The organism is Candidatus Nitrotoga arctica, from assembly GCF_918378365.1.
Classification (GTDB): Bacteria; Pseudomonadota; Gammaproteobacteria; order Burkholderiales; family Gallionellaceae; genus Nitrotoga; species Nitrotoga arctica.
This window is the reverse complement of record NZ_OU912926.1, coordinates 1,632,146-1,648,336: the sequence shown is the minus strand read 5'-3', so window position 1 is coordinate 1,648,336 and position 16,191 is coordinate 1,632,146. Positions and strand designations below refer to the sequence as shown.

16 protein-coding genes are annotated in these 16,191 nt (G+C 48.1%); 15 read left to right on the top strand and 1 reads right to left on the bottom strand.

Features of this window, described 5'->3' with window-relative positions; all coding sequences use genetic code 11:
- Positions 1–62 precede the first annotated feature (62 nt).
- Positions 63–644, bottom strand: coding sequence for a hypothetical protein (locus MKZ32_RS07380; RefSeq protein ID WP_239796686.1), 582 nt, complete (start codon positions 642–644; stop codon positions 63–65).
- A gap of 285 nt (positions 645–929) precedes the next feature.
- On the opposite strand from MKZ32_RS07380, the gene MKZ32_RS07375 reads away from it, so the two are divergent.
- The 15 genes from MKZ32_RS07375 (at position 930) to MKZ32_RS07305 (ending at position 16,188) form a co-directional block, all read left to right on the top strand.
- Positions 930–1,889, top strand: a complete 960-nt coding sequence (locus MKZ32_RS07375) for a class I SAM-dependent methyltransferase (RefSeq protein ID WP_239796685.1) — start codon at positions 930–932, stop codon at positions 1,887–1,889.
- 417 nt (positions 1,890–2,306) lie between these two features.
- The gene (locus MKZ32_RS07370) at positions 2,307–3,125 is read left to right on the top strand and encodes an ABC transporter permease (RefSeq protein WP_239796684.1); all 819 of its coding nucleotides are present in this window, start codon (positions 2,307–2,309) and stop codon (positions 3,123–3,125) included.
- 2 nt (positions 3,126–3,127) lie between these two features.
- Positions 3,128–4,384: an ABC transporter ATP-binding protein gene (locus MKZ32_RS07365; RefSeq protein WP_239796683.1), complete on the top strand. Its 1,257-nt coding sequence runs from the start codon at positions 3,128–3,130 to the stop codon at positions 4,382–4,384.
- A 5-nt stretch (positions 4,385–4,389) separates the two neighbouring features.
- Positions 4,390–5,388 (top strand): class I SAM-dependent methyltransferase, encoded by a 999-nt coding sequence (locus tag MKZ32_RS07360; RefSeq protein ID WP_239796682.1) that lies wholly within the window; start codon positions 4,390–4,392, stop codon positions 5,386–5,388.
- Positions 5,389–5,409: 21 nt separating this feature from the next.
- Positions 5,410–6,498 carry a glycosyltransferase family 2 protein gene (locus tag MKZ32_RS07355; RefSeq protein WP_239796681.1) on the top strand — a complete coding sequence of 363 codons (1,089 nt, stop codon included), beginning with the start codon at positions 5,410–5,412 and terminating at the stop codon, positions 6,496–6,498.
- Between the two features lie 184 nt (positions 6,499–6,682).
- Positions 6,683–7,861 (top strand): glycosyltransferase family 4 protein, encoded by a 1,179-nt coding sequence (locus tag MKZ32_RS07350; protein ID WP_239796680.1) that lies wholly within the window; start codon positions 6,683–6,685, stop codon positions 7,859–7,861.
- The gene (locus tag MKZ32_RS07345) at positions 7,858–9,114 is read left to right on the top strand and encodes a glycosyltransferase WbsX family protein (protein WP_239796679.1); all 1,257 of its coding nucleotides are present in this window, start codon (positions 7,858–7,860) and stop codon (positions 9,112–9,114) included. The genes MKZ32_RS07350 and MKZ32_RS07345 overlap by 4 nt, the downstream gene beginning before the upstream one ends.
- A 129-nt stretch (positions 9,115–9,243) precedes the next feature.
- Positions 9,244–10,284 (top strand): glycosyltransferase family 2 protein, encoded by a 1,041-nt coding sequence (locus MKZ32_RS07340; protein ID WP_239796678.1) that lies wholly within the window; start codon positions 9,244–9,246, stop codon positions 10,282–10,284.
- A 217-nt stretch (positions 10,285–10,501) separates the two neighbouring features.
- Positions 10,502–11,563, top strand: coding sequence for a glycosyltransferase WbsX family protein (locus tag MKZ32_RS07335; protein ID WP_239796677.1), 1,062 nt, complete (start codon positions 10,502–10,504; stop codon positions 11,561–11,563).
- 45 nt (positions 11,564–11,608) lie between these two features.
- A complete protein-coding gene (locus tag MKZ32_RS07330; protein ID WP_239796676.1) occupies positions 11,609–12,751 on the top strand; it encodes a GNAT family N-acetyltransferase in 1,143 nt (380 codons plus the stop codon).
- Between the two features lie 201 nt (positions 12,752–12,952).
- Entirely contained in the window at positions 12,953–13,306 is a 354-nt protein-coding gene (locus MKZ32_RS07325) for a polysaccharide deacetylase family protein (RefSeq protein WP_239796675.1), read from the top strand.
- The gene (locus tag MKZ32_RS07320; protein ID WP_239796674.1) at positions 13,303–14,235 is read left to right on the top strand and encodes a glycosyltransferase; all 933 of its coding nucleotides are present in this window, start codon (positions 13,303–13,305) and stop codon (positions 14,233–14,235) included. The genes MKZ32_RS07325 and MKZ32_RS07320 overlap by 4 nt, the downstream gene beginning before the upstream one ends.
- Positions 14,235–15,014 (top strand): polysaccharide deacetylase family protein, encoded by a 780-nt coding sequence (locus tag MKZ32_RS07315; RefSeq protein WP_239796673.1) that lies wholly within the window; start codon positions 14,235–14,237, stop codon positions 15,012–15,014. Before MKZ32_RS07320 ends, MKZ32_RS07315 begins: the two co-directional genes overlap by 1 nt.
- Before the next feature lie 2 nt (positions 15,015–15,016).
- Positions 15,017–15,934, top strand: coding sequence for a glycosyltransferase (locus tag MKZ32_RS07310; protein WP_239796672.1), 918 nt, complete (start codon positions 15,017–15,019; stop codon positions 15,932–15,934).
- On the top strand, positions 15,931–16,188 hold the full coding sequence (locus tag MKZ32_RS07305) for a glycosyltransferase family 2 protein (protein WP_239796671.1): 258 nt from the start codon (positions 15,931–15,933) through the stop codon (positions 16,186–16,188). Before MKZ32_RS07310 ends, MKZ32_RS07305 begins: the two co-directional genes overlap by 4 nt.
- The last annotated feature ends 3 nt before the right edge of the window (positions 16,189–16,191 follow it).

The window sequence follows — 16,191 nt, the reverse complement described above, 5'->3', positions numbered from 1 at the left end:
CGCAGAAGCCGCAAACGTAATCAGGAACCCCGCTATGAACCCGCGCATAATTCTCAGACATATCATTTAGCAACGCCCCTTTGCTGGCGCACAAGCTGTTTAAATTCGTCAAGATCAAGCCGCTTAATAGGGCCCGGTGCCTGCCGCATTTTTTTTAGAGCTGATGGAGGCACTAAGTGATCAGGGATACCCAATGTCATTTCTTTGAAATCTCTGCCGTTGGTTACATGAAAGCCCTTTGACACCGGGACAATATTAAACTTTCCCTGCTCAAGACCCACGGGACTTGAGAACCCTGATGCCGAAACTCCGTACAGGAAAAGTATATAACTCTCCCCTACTGTAAAAGTAGGCACGCCTGTTATTTGATTAATTCCCCCCTGTATCTTCCCGCCGATTTGTTTAATGGTATGTGTGGCTCCGACTTCACCCTTGAGAACTTCCTGCACTTCAAAGGTTGAATACGTCACAATTGAACCTGTTTGGGGATCCCGTTCGCTGTGGCTCTCAAGAGCTTTACCCTGAAATGCGATAGCGGCGTCGGTTACGATTTCATCCATGTAAAGGGGTATCACACTCATCGCGCGGGCCGGCACTGCAATCAAAAGACTGAACAAATAAGCAAAAAGAAATTGTTTTATCATTCAAAGACACTCCAAGGGGTATCACGTAGGGACAGGAATTCCGAAGCTTGGTTCAATATTATAATTTCGGACAAGGGATAGTTTTTATTGGTCTGTTTGCTCAAAGCAACAGCTTCATTTATTGTGACAATGCTACCATTCTCCTCAGTTGCGCATAGACTCTATGGTTAGCTGTGCTACATAAGGGTGCAATGCACCGATATGGGCATAATGCCACGATTATTTTCATTTTAGAGAGTAATAAGGGACAATTTTGTAGTTCATTAAAACATTAAGGAATAAATCATGTTTGTTGTTACTGCACTTAAATCAGCCATGAAAAAGCTGCCAATAATAAACGAGCTAATCTCCGACCGGGAAAAATTACGTACCGAATGCAATGCGCTTATCCATGAATGCAAACAGTTACGAAGCGACTGCGGGTTCGTACCTCCGGGTCACTTCTATTCTCCTATTCCTTCATTAGAAGAAATAAAGAAAGACGAGTCGATAATCTTTGGAATGATGCCGCGTGTAATTCAGGGGTTGGAGCTCCATGAAACGGAACAACTTCATCTGCTTGAAGGTTTTTTGCAATATTATAAAGAGTTGCCTTTCCGATCACAGAAAACACAAGGGATGCGGTATTACTTTGACAATCCGGCATATTCATATTCAGATGCGATTTTTCTTTATTGCATGATAAGACATCTTAATCCCAAAAAAATTATAGAAATTGGCTCGGGCTTTTCATCAGGTGTGACTCTCGATACAAATGAACTGCTATTCAATAATTCAATTGAAACTACTTTCATCGAGCCTTTTCCTGAACTCCTAATGTCAATTATGAAGGAAAAAGACAAAAATAAGGCAAGGGTAATTTCTAAACGTTTGCAGGATGTGCCTTTGAGCGAGTTTGAAGCACTAGGTGCGAATGACATTCTATTCATAGACTCTACACATGTCAGCAAGATTAATAGCGATGTAAATAGTATCTTCTTCGATATTTTGCCATCTCTCGCACCAGGGGTTCATATTCATTTTCATGACATTTTTTTCCCGTTTGAGTATCCTAAAGAATGGGTTTACGAAGGTCGTGCATGGAACGAGATGTATATGTTGCGTACCTTTCTCCAATACAATACTGCATTCCGAGTTGTGTTTATGAATACATTTATGGAGTATTTCTATGAGCCTTTTTTCCGTGAAAAAATGCCCCTATGTCTGAAAAATACTGGGGCCAGTATATGGATACGTAAAGAATAGGGGTTGATCGCTCGTCAAGAGATGCTGTGAATTGAATAGTCCCGATTTTCGTTTCGAGGTCATCTGAATTGCATTAATAACAGAGGAGAAAGGTCTAAATACGAATGTTCATTGTAATTTATTGAATCTTAAAAACTAATAATATTCAAGTAAATTCTGCAGAGTCCGTAACAACCAGTGGATCACCAAATGCAAAAATATCATTGCTTGATTACTAATAACAATTGGCACAAGTTTAACGCTATATCAAAAGAGAATGAGTATCCGAGGAGTTTTATCATGAAGGTTACGCTTAAGTTTTAATTGAATGGCACAAATTAATAAGAAGAAATGAATATCGGTTAAGAGCTGTATGAAATAAAAGCATGTCATTCCGAAGGAAAATCCACCATCTGTAAAAAAGGGAGCAAGAAGCACATGATCGCAGTCGTAAAAAATCTTGTCGAATACCGCGAACTGATGATAGTACTGGCTTGGAAGAACGTGACGTTACGCTATAAACAGGCTTATCTAGGTATTGCCTGGGCTGTAATTAAGCCACTCATCCTCATGCTGATTTTTACCTTGGTCAAGAGCTTTGTTGGAATCGATAGTGGCAACATTCCTTATCCCCTTTTGACCTTTGCTGCGCTCATGCCCTGGATTTTCTTTCAAGAATCTGCATCAGAAGGGGTAAGCAGTGTAGTTGGCAATGCCAACTTGATAAAAAAAATCTATTTTCCGCGGGAGATATTCCCCATAACGGCTGTCGTAACTAAGCTTGTGGAGCTTGGCATCAACTTTATCATCTTGGCAGGGCTAATGATTTGGTTTCAATATATACCCAGCATCTACATGCTTTGGGTCCCTCTCATTATCCTGTACACCATTCTGGCAGCGCTTAGCATCGCATTTGTGGGCGCAGCAATAAATGTTTACTACCGGGATATGGGTACCGCTCTACCCGTGCTTCTTTCTCTGTTAATGTATGCATCTCCGGTCATCTATCCATTGCAACTGGTGAAGGATAAACTTTTGGAGCAACATGCTGCCGGCGAGTGGTCCAACCTGCTCTATACCTTATATACCCTTAACCCACTAGCGGGCATCATTGACGCATTTCAGAGTGTCGTTCTAAGAAACCAGCCACCGGATCTGACGGCCATGGTACCGGGCATCATCTTGGTGGCGATCCTGCTTCCTTTAAGCTACGCCTTTTTCAAACGGGCGGAATTCTATTTCGCGGATGTGATCTGAACATGCCTATAATCGAAGTCAACCACGTCACCAAAGAATACCAGCTCGGCCAATTACAGAGCATGAAAACTACTTTGTTCAATAAGTGGCGGCGGCTCAGAGGCCATTCGATAGACGAACGTCCTCCATTCAAGGCACTGGACGACGTCAACTTCAGCATCGAGCAAGGTGAAGTTGTTGGTATCATCGGCCACAACGGCGCTGGCAAGAGTACTTTGCTTAAGTTGCTGGCTAACATCTCAAAACCCTCTAGCGGCACCGTCCAAGTCAAGGGCAAAATTGCTCCACTAATTGAGGTAGGCGCCGGCTTGGTGGGAGATCTTACCGGACGTGAAAACATTTACCTCAACGGTGCCATCTTGGGCATCCCGAAAGTTGAGATCAGGCGTAAGTTCGACGACATCGTAGCTTTCGCCGAGCTGGAGGAATTCATCGATACTCCAATCAAGCGATACTCTTCAGGTATGCAGGTGCGCTTGGGATTTTCCATTGCTACTAGCGTCGAGTCAGATATCCTTATCGTCGATGAAGTCTTGGCGGTAGGAGATCTGGCATTTCAGCGAAAATGCTTTGACCGGATGGAGGATTTGATCAAACGGCAGGGAAAGACTGTATTGCTAGTTAGCCATAACATTCGTCAGGTTGAGCGCCTTTCTGGGCGCGCGATTCTATTAGATCATGGGCAAGTTGCAGCTGATGGCCTTCCCGAAGTTGTTTGTGATCTTTTCTTTGCTCGCAGCGATGAAAAAATAAAAACACAGATTGGTGATATCTCGACAAGCTCGGTCTCCACAGAAGAGTTCGATCTTATTGACCTGAAGTTCATCAATAAGCATAATTGTAAAATAGATAGAGTAGAAAGCAATTCCGACGTAACTGCATCAATGCATTTTAGAGTACATAAAGAGCTTCGTAACCCCACCTTTGGGTTAGGAATTCATACGCCAGACTTTCTCTATTTGGCTACTCAAAATACTGAAAATATAAAGCACTATGGCACCATTCTTCCCGGGGAGTATGTGTTGCGATGCAAAATTATACGCTTCCCTTTCCTTCCTGGAATATACTCTTTACGAGCTGGCGTGACCGATGGTGAGGCTGTCCGCACTGTCTTTTATGCGGAAAACTTATTTCATTTTCAAGTCATCCCGAAAGCTGGAGGCATTTTAACAACAAGCGCTAGAGACGGATTCGTCACCCTCGATGTCGACTGGTCGCTCGATGACATCCAGGCGTGCAAATTAAAGGAAGGCCGTTAATATTTATGACTGGAGACTTGTACCGTTGCCGGATTTGCCATGTTGCAGACAAGCATGCAATATACCTTCCACGGGAAATGATGTTCGGAACAAAAGAGGAATTTGAATATTTTCAATGTTCATCGTGTGGTTGCCTACAGATATCTGAAATTCCCGCAGATATAGCACGCTTCTACCCGTCGAATTATTATTCTATGAACCCGCAGGAACAACCTTTAACACAGGGGTCGGTTTTTCGAATGACAATGGAGCGTTTGCGCGTTGGTAATGCTCTCTTCGGTAGGAACTATAAACTTGCCAAACTAGCTAGTTATATTGTAGACATGCCGTACCAGTTGAACGTCATCGGCCCTTGGCTGAAAAAATGTCAGATTCAGTCATTTAAAGCTCGATTTCTTGACGTAGGGTGTGGCTCAGCATCAGGATGGCTACATACACTTAAGCAACTTGGCTTTAAGAATCTATTAGGGGTAGATCCTTACATTGAAAAAAATGTTAATGTCAATGGCATCAACATCATGAAGCAACATATTGACCAAACAGCTGGTCCGTTCGATTTAGTGAGCCTTCACCATTCGCTTGAACACATTCCCAACCAGACCGATGCACTAAAGGCTGTTAACAACATTTTAACGCCAGGCGGTTTCTGTTTGGTGCGCATCCCATTAGTTTCGTCGCTCGTGTGGGAACAGTATGGAACTGACTGGGTTGAACTCGATGCCCCCCGGCATTTTTATTTACATTCACTCAAGAGTATAAAGTTGGCTGGAGAACAAGCAGGATTCAACCTCGTCGATAATTGCTGGGACTCGACAGAGTTCGAGTTCTGGGGTAGTGAGCAATACCGCAGAGGTTTGCCGTTGATGTCTGATACATCTTTTATGCGTAATCCTGCACTTAGCAACTTCACATATCGCGAAATGACCGACTTTCGAGCTCGTGCTGAATCAGCTAATAAGGAGGGCCGCGGGGGTCGCGGCTGTTTCTTCTTTCAAAAATCATAAGTGTTAACGAACTCAAGTCTTATGCACAACATTACACCATTAGCCACCTCACTAGATGCGCATGGTTCAATAGTTGGAAATGAGGAAGATCTAGCTCCAGTCTCGATAGTTTCCGTTATCGTACTTAACTGGAACGGAAAGGAAGACACGCTTGAGTGCATAGGCTCCATAAAGCAACTTCACTACCCAAACTTCGAGATAATCCTGGTCGACAACGGGTCGACCGATGATTCTGTCGAGACCATTTCCAGGCAATATCCCGACGTCACCATATTAAAAACTGGCGCAAACCTCGGATATGCTGGAGGGAATAATGTTGGTATTCGTTGGGCTATCGAAAGCGGCGCAGATTATGTCTTGATACTAAACAATGACACTATTGTGTCAGCTGATCTGCTGGACTCATTTATCTCAGCAACAAAAACTCTTCCCGCAAATTCTATTTTAGGTGCAAAAATTTTTTTTTATGACAGACCCCATACACTTTGGTTCGCCGGGGGACACTGGAATGAGAGCGCCAACAGTTTTGAGCATATTGGATTTGATCAAATTGATGGCCCAGATTTTAATAATGTCACCCAAACTGACTATATAACCGGATGCGCAATATTTGCGAGCATCGAAACTTTCAAAAGCGTTGGGCTTTTGGATGAAATTTTTTTTCTTACATACGAAGAGACAGACTGGTGTTACAGGGCAAGATCGAAAGGGCACAAGTGCATCTTTGTTCCTAATGCAAAACTTTGGCACAAAGTATCCTCTTCGTTCGGAGGAGCTGACTCACCATTGGTTGAATATTTTATGCAACGGAACAAACTGCTGTGGGGGAAAAAAAATCTTTCGCCTCAAACGATGAAACAACTGCACGAAGAAGCTCGCCAAACGCTGTTACAAATTCTATTACCGCCACTAAGCTTGCCCCAGACGGACCTTCCATTTGTGAAGAAATTGCTATGGTCATTTTTCAGCTGGATCAAAACTCTCAGACGAAACCTGGCCAATCCAATGAACCAGGCTACGCTGATGGGTCTACGTGACTATTACTTGGGCAGGTTCGGAAACTGCCCGCCGAAGGTAAGAACACTCAGACAATCGAAAACAATGATATGAACGTGGTCCCCACAAGCACAGTCATTAGGGATTTTATTATAATCTCCGATTTTATTCACCAATTCGATCAGTCTCCGGCACCCTTTGTTTTATGCTATTCCTGTTTTTTGGCGCGCAATCACAAGCTGCTTTTCAATATTTAGGACTAAGGCCCCATTCATGACTCACTTTCCTATACTTTAAAATGAAGATCCTTGCCGTTTCCTATGACATTCCATACCCGGACCAAAGTTCAGGCGAGCTGCGCTTTTTTACACTGCTTTCGCTTCTGGCTCGCACTCATGAAATCACGTTCTATTCCGAAGACATGACGATCACGACCGAACTAGATGCCGCTGCCCAAGCATTGAGTGACCTTGGCGTCCGCATTGAAAATGGCACTTTCGAACATCTGCTCAGGCGTGAAAGCTTCGACATAGTTTTCTTCGAATTCTACTTTGTCGCTGAAGGCTTGCTTGAGTTCGTACGGGCTTGGCAGCCGAGAGCGCGTGTGGTGGTAGATTCAGTAGATGTCCACTTTCATCGCTTGCGTTCCAAAGCACATTTGACCGGTTTGCGCTCAGATCGTGAACATGCCGAAGTAATCAAACGTAGCGAATTGACCGTGTACCGCCAAGCGGATCTCGTGCTAACGGTAAGCGAAGAAGATAGCCGTGTTCTACGTAACGAGGGGCTACGTAACGAAATCGATGTAATCCCTAATATTCACGCAATTCTGCCGCTTGCCCCTCATCAGTGGGGAGACAGATTGGAACTAATTTTCATAGGCTGCTATAAGTGGGCGCCTAACATTGATGCCATGATTTATTTCTGCCGGGAGATGCTCCCACTTTTACGTCAAACGGTCCCACAGTTCAGATTGCGCATCATTGGCAGCGCGCCCACCGACGAAGTTAAAGCCTTAGCCGCGGACGACGTGCAGGTGGTGGGTTTCGTGCCAGAAACAACCCCTTTACTCCTATCAAGTGATATTTCCATTGCACCACTTCGCTACGGCGGAGGTATCAAAGGAAAGATCGGCGAGGCAATGGCGCATGGTTTGCCAGTCGTTTCGACTTCGATCGGTATCGAAGGCTTCGGCTTCCGAATTGGCGAAGATGTACTGGCATGCGATACACCTCAAGCGTTCGTCGATGCTATAGCAATATTGTGGCAAGACCGGAACCGCTACGAGACCGTTCGCAGAAATGGTTGGAATTTCATCAATGACCGCTACTCTGAGCAAGCGGCAGAATGCCTAATTGCACCTATTTTGGATGGTTTAGTCGCCCGCCCACCGAAGCGCATGTCCGTGGTTAAGCGCATAAAAATGCTTGCCCCGCACTACCTAGACAAGTACGTGCTTTGGAGATTGAAAGCATGAGCACGAACAATACTAATGATACGGCGAGGCAACTGCGACTTATCGCCTTCTACCTCCCCCAGTTCCACCCCATCCCTGAAAACGACGAATGGTGGGGCAAGGGCTTTACCGAGTGGACTAATGTCGCGAAAGCCAAGCCGCTTTTCCCAGGCCACTATCAGCCGCATATTCCTGCCGATCTGGGTTTTTACGACCTGCGTTTGCCTGAGGTGCGCGAGGCGCAAGCTGAGCTCGCGCGCCAGCATGGCATCCATGGCTTTTGTTACTACCACTATTGGTTCAATGGCCGCCGCATCCTGGAGCGGCCGTTCAACGAGGTGCTAGACTCAGGCAAGCCAGATTTCCCTTTCTGCCTGTGCTGGGCTAACGAGAACTGGACCAGGACTTGGGATGGTGGAGAAAAGAATGTTCTACTCGAACAGAAATACACTCATGAGGATGATTTGGCCCATATCGAGAATCTGATGCCCGTTTTTCGCGATAAGCGCTACATCCGTATCGATGGTAAGCCACTGTTTCTTGTTTATCGCACTGAACTTATGCCTGATCCGGCCCGAACGGCCGAAATCTGGCGAGAGGCCGCAAGGCGGGCCGGGATTGGTGGTTTATATCTGGCAAGAGTTGAAAATTTCTCAGACAATGATCCGCGGAATATTGGGTTTGATGCTGCCGTGGAGTTTGCGCCCGATCATACGACTGTAGGTAAACTTATGTACCAAAGCCGATTCCATCGGTTCCTTGCGTATACAGGTTTGTTGCCAAGAAGCTACCTCGAAAACAAGGTAGCACACTATAATGCCATGGCAGAAGGAACGCTGCGAAGGCCCGATGCAGATTTTACCCGTTTCCATTGTGTGACTCCTTCCTGGGACAATAGTGCGCGCAGAAAGCACGGTGCTTGGCTTTACGTAGGGTCGACACCAGGCAAGTATGGGGCGTGGCTAAGGTCAACAATCGAGAAAACTATTCGCAAGTACAAGGGGGAAGAACGCATCGTTTTCGTGAACGCTTGGAATGAATGGGCAGAGGGCAACCACTTGGAGCCGGACTTGAAATGGGGAAGCGCCTATCTGGAAGAGACTCGGGATGCTCTCAGCCGAGCAGAGTTCGCGCCCATGAATGACCACTTTGAAATGAATGAGAATGGTGTCCGGCAACCGAGCTTCCTCAAAAGACTTTATTGGCGAGCTTCCAACGTTATTGACGAACAAAAAGAGTTACTAAAAAACTTTTCTCCAAAAGATAAAGGTTAAACCCAACTTTATTCAAACGAGTAAGTGCTTGCATGGCAGCATAAACCCTGGTGCGACAGGATTATTTCTGCAGGGGCATACAATACCAAACTTGAATCATTGTGAATAAGACAACTGTTGCCTTAACGAATGAAACCTTCTATCAGCATATGTATCCCGACCTACAACGGCGAAAAATATCTTGCCCAATGCCTCGATAGCGTCAGAGCGCAGACTTATTCCGATTTCGAAGTGCTCGTGGTGGATGATTGCTCTTCCGATACTACTTTCGAGATTGCAAGTGAATATGCAACCCGCGATAGTCGTATTCGCGTCTTGCGCAACGAACGAAATTTAGGACTGGTACATAACTGGAATCATTGCATCGAACTAACCCAGGGTGAGTGGATCAAGTTCGTATTTCAGGACGATTTGATTGCGCCAACGTGTCTAGAGCGCATGCTGCACGCGGTCCAGCCTGACAGTGTGCTTGTCTTCTGCCGTAGAGAATTCATTTTCGAAGAAGGTACTACCCAGTCTATCCTAGACTACTATCTTGCAGAAAAAGCCCTAGTGGAACGACTCTTTCCCAACTCCACCCCAGTAACTGCTCGGCAATTTTCCGAGCTGGTGTTGAATAATTTGGGGAGGAACCTGATCGGCGAACCCTCCGTGGTAATGTTGCATAAACGGGTGTTTCAGGAATTTGGGAATTTCAATTCGCACCTGATTGTATCGTGCGACTTAGAGTACTGGGTTCGAGTGGGAATTCACGCTGGTGTCGTCCCAGTCCCAGAGTATCTCGCAAGTTTCCGCGTTCATGGCGCTTCCGTTAGCGCACGCAGCCTTCTGCAACGTAACTACCGCATGAATGTGCTAGACGGGCTTGTATTGTTCCACGAGGCAGTGTTTAATTCTCGCTATGCGCCACTCCGAGAAGTTGCGGCGTATCTCTCAGTTAATTTGGCTCAGCAGTTCAGAAGTAAAGCGCTATGGGCGTACGGGCTTGCAAAGAGGGCTGCCAGGAATGGCACAAATCCAGACGGTTCTTTGCTCAACGAATGGCAAGACGTCGCGATACACTTTAAAGGCCTCTCTTCGGTTCCGTTACGATATAGCCTTCTTCGTCAATGGCACCTCATCGTATGGCATTGCCGAACTCTGCTAGGGTTAGATGGGACTGAGAAATAAAAAGCTGCTATACCAACTTGGTGGAGGGGAGGCTTGGCGATTATGCACATCCCTTGGTGATCCACCGAGGGTCACAAATGCAGTGTGTAGGGTGGAGTATTGCACCTATTAGGCATGACATGCTTTGCTATTTCTCTCAATAAAAGTTGGATTTACTGAACTACATTTACCTAAATAACAAAAAAATAACGCACAGGCGAAGGGCTGAAAACGAGTTATGACTGTACGATTGATTGCATTTTATCTTCCACAATACCATCCTATTCCCGAAAACGACGAATGGTGGGGTAAAGGCTTCACGGAGTGGACCAACACAGCAAAAGCCAAGCCCCTATTCCGCGACCACTACCAACCGCACATTCCTGCCGACCTGGGATTTTATGATTTACGCGTACCGGAAACACGCATCGCGCAAGCAGGAATGGCGAGAGAATATGGTATCGAAGGATTTTGCTATTATCACTACTGGTTTGCCGGGAAACGGATAATCGAACGGCCCTTCAATGAAGTACTTGAATCAGGTCAGCCTGACTTTCCTTTTTGCCTGTGTTGGGCAAACCAGACCTGGACAGGAATATGGCACGGTGCGCCGAACAAGATTCTAATTGAACAAACGTACCCAGGCTGGATGGATTACGAGGCTAACTTTAATGAAATGCTCAAGGCGTTTCTCGACCCACGCTATATGACGGTAAATGGCAAGCCTATCCTCGTCGTCTACCGGCCGACTGAAATATCAAATTTGGCGAAGGTGGCCGATTTCTGGCAAGAACTGGCCGTTAAGGCGGGGCTGCCGGGGCTATTTTTGATTGGCATGAATCACGACGACAATTGGGATCCACGCCCGCATCACTTTGACGCAGCTATTTTGGAAAAGGCACCCCGTAAAATAAAGAGGATTCCATGGCGTTACCCATTACGGAAGCTTGATCAACTGCTGAAAGGATCTCAACTTACAATCTACGATTATAAAGACGCAATGAAGCATATGTTGCGCAAGGGAAAGATCGATTACTTGGAGTTTCCATGCGCATTTCCAAATTGGGATAATAGTCCACGATCCAAGTTGAATAGCCTGATTTTTCATGGGTCAACACCTGAGCTATTTCGTGAGCACATCAAGCAGGCCATAGATATAGTCATCGATAAGCCTGCCGAACAGCGCCTGCTATTCATTAAAGCGTGGAACGAGTGGGCGGAAGGTAACCACTTAGAACCGGATCTGAAATTTGGAAAACAATATCTTGAGGTACTGCGAGATGAGCTCCGTGCAAAATAAACTTGCGTTGCGAAATGGGTCATTAACAGCGTCATCTGAACTGCTATGAGTTGGCAGGTTGAATGGATCGAGGGAGGTGCACATGCAGCGGATGCAGCCCTTGCCGCACGCTGGGATACAGCCTTTGAGTTATACGGTGATATTTGGCAGTGCAGGCAATTTGCCTGTAGTTGGGAGCGTACCATTGCCGCCGCCGAGGGACGCAGACCCTTTCTTATACACGCTAGCGATAATGCCAATCACGAAATCTTGTATTTGCTTTATGCTAGAGAGACACTGCTATTTGGTTTGATGCGGACAATTGTTGAACCTATTGGCGGCCTATTGCATTTTGATTATCAAAACCCCTTGCCTCTCGGCGTGACTATGCAGGCAGAAGATTGGGATACTTTTTGGTCTGCATTGTACCAATCTGCTACAGCAGTATTCCCAAAGTTAGGCCAGCTTGCGGCCTATCGACTATTTGAGACACACTCAGGCACGACTGTAGAGCCGGGAAAGCCAGATCCAGTGGCACCCTTCCTGCCTTTCGAACCCGGGCAAACCTTGGAGCAGGTTTTACAGAACTGTGGTGCATCACATCGCGGAAATGTACGCAGGAGCATCCGACAGGCAGAGAAACTTGGGACCGTGTCCCTAGAGATAATCACGGATATTGATGTAGCCAGCGCCCTGGAACAAATGTTCGTCACCTATGAAAATCAATGGGGTACGGATGATAAACCTCATTTTTTCAAAGTCCTTGAAGTGCGAATGTTTTACAAAGACCTGGCAGACATCGCGCAGCAGCTCGGCAAGCTGCACTTCAGCCGCCTAGTAGTTGGAGATAAGGTGTGGCACTGGCATTTCGGCTTCGTTCATAGAGGCTCATTGCTTTGGTTAAAGCCAACGTATACTACCCAAGTACAAAAGTATTCTCCCGGTGTTGTTCATCTTGCTTTGCTAATAGATCATTGTCTAGCCAATGATCTGCACGAAATCGATTTTGGTTACGGCGCGGAGCCTTACAAGTTTTCGTGGTCTAACCACAGTCGCTCGCTCTATTCACGCGAGTTCATGGATAACAATGCCTTGTTTACACTTGCCAGATGCGTTAGCAGCTATCGACGTGCTCTAAAGCAATCAAGCTTGGCAAATTACATAAAGTGGAAATGGAGCACTTGGCGGAAAGACAACGATGCAAATTAAAATACTATCCGTTGGCATCGTCTTGAATACCTGTACTCAACGCCCATAGCCATCTCCTATCGGATGGCGTGGAATTTGAAACGAATGTTTGTGTTAGCAGGGTAGAACAGAGAGGCAAAACAGTAATCTACGACAGCAATGACCGTTCTAAGAGCCTGAAAAACAATTTGATAGACAACTGAAAATACAACATACTAAACGATGATCAAATTTGCTCGTCAACTTCGAGTTGTTGATGGATTTAACGGGATGCCCGACAGGCTGCTAGGCAGCGAAATATCCAGTTTCGCCTATCCTTACGGCGCTTGGGACGGGCGCTGCGTAAATACAGTGCGCGAGGTCGGCTATTGTCCTATCTGCACCACCCACACCAGTTGGGCATTGCGCGGTGGCACCGCCCCCCCACAACTGTGTCACCTGACTGTGTTCAACACAGACACAACCAGCAGTTTGGCTCGTAAACCCTACTTCGGCAGCAATGATGTTTCTTGGCACGCCGTCTCACGCTACGCCTTGCAGCGTGTAACTTCCCGCATGAAGGGGCGGACAACATGATCCCCATCGTCTCTATCATCATGCCCTGCCTCAACGGCGAGCGACATATTCAGGCAACCATCGACAGTGTGCTGGTGCAGACTTTTAACGATTTTGAACTTATCGTAGTGGACAACGGCTCCACCGATCGCACGTCTGAAATTCTCGGCTCGGTTAACGACCCCCGCCTCAGGGTGCTTACCCTGCCGGAACGCGGCGTAAGCCGCGCGCGCAACCTAGGGCTAAGGGAAGCGCGTGGTGCCTTCATCGCCTTTCTCGACAGCGACGATACTTGGAGCGCTGAATTCCTTGAGAAAATGCACATGGCACTTGCTTCTGATTCCAAGGTCGTTCTCGCTTATTGTGGCTGGCAGAACCTGGGTTTGCCCGGATTACGTGGCGAACCGTTCGTCCCGCCTGATTACGAAAACCCGGGCAAGACCGCCGCCCTGCTGGAGGGCTGCCGCTGGCCCATCCATGCCTGCCTCACCCGGCATGCAGCCATTGTCCAGGCAGGTGGATTCAACACCCAGCTCACCATTGCCGAGGATTATCTTCTGTGGATGGAGGTGTCCGCCATTGGTTCCATCATCCGCGTGCCAGAGGTGCTGGCCCAGTACCGACACCACAATGGCCTGCAGGCCACACACAATCTGGCGCTTGCCGCGCTCGATACCTTCAGGGCGAAAGAGATGTTTCTTCGTCGACATCCCCAAATCGTCAGGCAACTGGGGCCAGGCAAGATTGAATCCCTCACTTGGGATAAGCTGATCCAGCAAGGCAATGCCCTGCACTGGCAGGGTGACCTCAAAAATGTGCGACCTATTTTCCGCAAGACCCTACTCACAGGGCACGGCTCGCTTTCTGCCAAATTGCGCATGCTTCCCAGCCTGCTGCCGCTAAGTGTCCATCGCGCTATCCTCGCGGCCAAAAAAAGGTTCAATTTCTGATGGACACGGCTCAACGTATCCCCATTCTCATGTACCACCGCGTGGGTGAGCCGGAACACCCACGCGACATCTATTGCATTCGCCCGGAGCATTTTTCTGCCCAGATGCAGGCACTGGCCCGTGCAAGCTGGTGCGCCGTCAGCATTGAAGATTTCGACGCTTGGCGGCGTGGTGAAAAATCGTTACCAGAGAATTCCTTCGTGCTGACTTTTGATGACGGATTCACCGGTGTGTTCGATTTCGCAGCGCCCACCCTGAAAAAATTGGAGTGGCCCGCAACGGTGTTTCTGGTAGCTGGCAAGCTAGGCGGGCAAAGTGACTGGGAAGTCACCACTGAAGAACCCATGCTCCCCCATCCGTTGATGAATGCGGCACAACTGCGCAGTCTTTCCGCGCAGGGCTTCAGCCTGCACTCGCATTCGTTGCTGCACCACGACCTGACTAAACTGGAAACGTCGGCACTGGAACAGGATTTACGCGATTCGCGCGTTCTGATCACAGACATCTGCGGTCAAGCCCCGGTGTATCTTGCGTACCCCTATGGCCGTCACAACGAAGCCGTCCGCAACGCTGCCCAGCGTGCAGGTTTCACCACCGCTTTTTCGGTAGAATCCGGTTTCAACCGGCCGACAGTGAGCGCCTATCAAATCCGCCGATTGGATGTGTTTGGAACCGACACCCCGGCCATGCTGCTGCGCAAGATTCGTCTGGGGACCAATGACGGCAGCTTGACGCATCTGATGCGTTATTACTTGCACCGAATTCTGCGATTAAACTAATAATGGATGCCTCTGTCATCGTCTGTACCTACAACCGCGGGGAATCGCTGCGCGACACCCTGCGTGCGCTCAAGGCTCAACAACCAGTGGCCAGACGCGAGTGGGAAGTCATCGTGGTAGACAATAACTCGAATGATCACACTCAACAGGTGATCGCAGAATTTCAGCGCGAATGGCCGCTGCTCCGCTATGAATTCGAAGGCGAGCAGGGGCTGTCCCACGCACGCAACCATGGCATTGCCGCCGCGCAGGGCGATATCCTGCTCTTCACTGACGACGACGTGCTGCCCGAATCGGACTGGATGGAAGTGACCTTGGCCGGACTAGAGCAATACAGCGCCGATGCCTGTGGCGGCTACATTGCCCCCATCTGGGAAGTGCCGCCTCCCGGCTGGCTGACTGAGCGCTTCCATGGCTTTCTCGCTGTCCGTACGGAACGCAGCGATGATTACGACATCACCTCACCTTCCCAGGCGCCCTACGGCGCCAACATGGCCTTCCGCCGCGAGGTGATCCAAAAGGTGGGCGGTTTCGACACCAGTCGTGGACGCAAGGGCAAGGTGCTTGCCAGCGGAGAGGATATCGAACTTTTCGAGCGCATCCTGTCAGCGGGTCTCAAGTCCATGTTTCTCGGTCAGTCCCGTGTGCGCCACAAGGTGGAGAGCTTCCGTCTGACCAAGCGCTACTTCCGTCGCTGGCGTTTTCAAACCAGCCGCAACATCGCACAAAGCAAAAACATTGCGGGTGAGCGCCGCCTGCTCAATATCCCTCTGTATGTTTTTCCCCAGTTTCTCCGAGCCGTGGTGCGCATGCTGTGGGGACATATGACCCAGCCCCGGGATGAAGCATTCAACCGGGAAATGGTAGTGTGCCATTTTCTCGGCCTGATGCAAGGCCTATACCGATCGCGTTCATCTTGACCCCGCTGCTCACCATCCCGATCTGCGTCCACAATCGCGCCAATCGCCTAGAAAAACTAGTAACTGCCATGTGCACTCAGAATTGTCCGGTACCCTTTGAAATCCTGGCCGTCAACAACAACAGCAAGGACAACACCCGCGCCATCCTGGAAAACCTGGCCGCCCGGCTGGGCGATCCTCTGCGCTTCGTCATCGAGACCCGCCCAGAGTTTCGTCCCGGCCCGCAACTGGCCCATCGAGGAGGCGCTGGATAGCGA